At 46.2% G+C, this 1,607-nt stretch carries 2 protein-coding genes; both read right to left on the bottom strand.

Translation table 11 applies throughout. The features are described from left to right. Positions 1-94 precede the first annotated feature (94 nt). The gene (locus tag HMPREF3050_RS11285) at positions 95-616 is read right to left on the bottom strand and encodes a DUF4189 domain-containing protein (RefSeq protein ID WP_070774850.1); all 522 of its coding nucleotides are present in this window, start codon (positions 614-616) and stop codon (positions 95-97) included. Between the two features lie 25 nt (positions 617-641). After that, positions 642-1,154, bottom strand: coding sequence for a DUF4189 domain-containing protein (locus HMPREF3050_RS11280; RefSeq protein WP_070774849.1), 513 nt, complete (start codon positions 1,152-1,154; stop codon positions 642-644). Positions 1,155-1,607: the final 453 nt, after the last annotated feature.

Genomic DNA, 1,607 nt, shown 5'->3' with positions numbered 1-1,607 from the left:
GGATTTTCAGGTGGTAGATTTCGTGGGCAAAGCCCACGCTACGGACTCATTGTCGGCGGTGCGATGCCCGACAGACGACCTTCTATATCATTACTTAGGGAAGGGAACAGCCTTCAGACATCAAAATCTTACATTCTGTTGCTCCTCTTGCCCTACAGTTTTGTAAAGCCAGTTGCTCGACAGTACCTTGAGTTCCTCCTGCTTCAGCAAGAACAAATTTGTTTTTTATTTTACCTTGAGCAACAGCCAAACAGCCGTTTCTAATCCATTTTGTAGGCTTGCAAGGTGTATTTCGACTGCCCTGTTGACATCTCTTCACAGCTTCTCTTTGCGCTTCCGCTAGAGAGTCATGATTTAAAGAGCCAGCAATATGTCCCGCTTTCTGACTATAAGCCAAAGCCCCGAATTTTGGAGGTATGACCACATCGTGATAGATGATTTTTTTAGGAGGAGGGGCGGTATTGCCTGATTGAGGGGGAATGTTATATAGAATTTCCCGTCCCGAACCGTCGATAATGCGGCAGGTTCCGGTCGATGGCTGGTATTCTCCGCCGCAACCGTTGGCGTAGGCATTGAAACTTGCCAATCCCAATAATATAAAAAACAGTTTTTTCATTGCATCATCTTCCTTTAAATACCAATCACGGGAGAGCACATACTTCAGGCTGAATAATTCTACAGTCTACCCCTCCCCTATCTTGGCAATTTTTTAAAGCTGTCTGCTCTACAGTTCCCTGATTACCTCCTGCTTGAGTTACAAGAAATCTGTTCTTAACCTTTCCTTCTGCTGCTGCGAGACAGCCGTTTCTGACCCAGACAATGACTTTACACGGCGTATTGCGGCTGCTTTTTTGACACCGTTTGACTGCTTCCTGTTTTGCTGCGTCTAGAGAATTTTGATTTACAGCACCTGCAAGAATTCCTGCTTTCTGACTGTAAGCCAAAGCCCCGAATTTTGGAGGGATGACCACATCGTGATAGATGATTTTCTTAGGAGGAGGGGCGGTATTACCCGAAGAGCAGTTGGGATTGTACCCATAGCTGCATAATGCGGGGTCATTCTGTAAAGCCCCGTTTGTCACATCATATGTCGGATTGGCAATAGAAATATTTGAAACCATTAATCCGAATATCATCAAAAACAGTTTTTTCATTGCATCATCTTCCTTATTTTTCTTCAGGTTTTCGGGTTCGTCTGATTAAGACGGTCGCCGGACGGTTATCGTCGGCGTAGGGTTGGTTTGGCATAAAGCTTGAAACGGGTTTTCAGACGACCTGTAGCGTGGGCTTTGCCCGCGAGATAAATGCCGAAATGGATGCCCATTCAGCTGTTGTCTGATTTGGATTTTTAGATAGCAGATTTCGTGGGCAAAGCCCACGCTACTTGGGTTATCCCAAGCCTGTATTGATTGAATAAACGAGGTCGTCTGAAAAATTGGGAGCGAGTTTCTCCAAAACTCAAATCTCAGAGTTTTCAGACGACCTCGTTTTTATCGGCAACCTGTCCCCTCTCCCGTCCGGCGGGAGAGGGCCGGGGAGAGGGTGGTTCTGCGGATTGCACGAATTTGATTTGACCTAAAGTCGCAAAGCCACCCCCATCCTAACCT

The organism is Neisseria sp. HMSC065D04, assembly GCF_001815675.1.
GTDB lineage: Bacteria > Pseudomonadota > Gammaproteobacteria > Burkholderiales > Neisseriaceae > Neisseria.
The sequence above is the reverse complement of the archived record's forward strand: the minus strand, read 5'-3'. Positions and strand labels throughout refer to the sequence as shown.

What these genes read in the sequence shown, in the direction of transcription:
- HMPREF3050_RS11285 (WP_070774850.1), bottom strand. Translation starts at nt 616, where the DNA reads ATGAAAAAACTGTTTTTTATATTATTGGGATTGGCAAGTTTCAATGCC.
- HMPREF3050_RS11280 (WP_070774849.1), bottom strand. Translation starts at nt 1,154, where the DNA reads ATGAAAAAACTGTTTTTGATGATATTCGGATTAATGGTTTCAAATATT.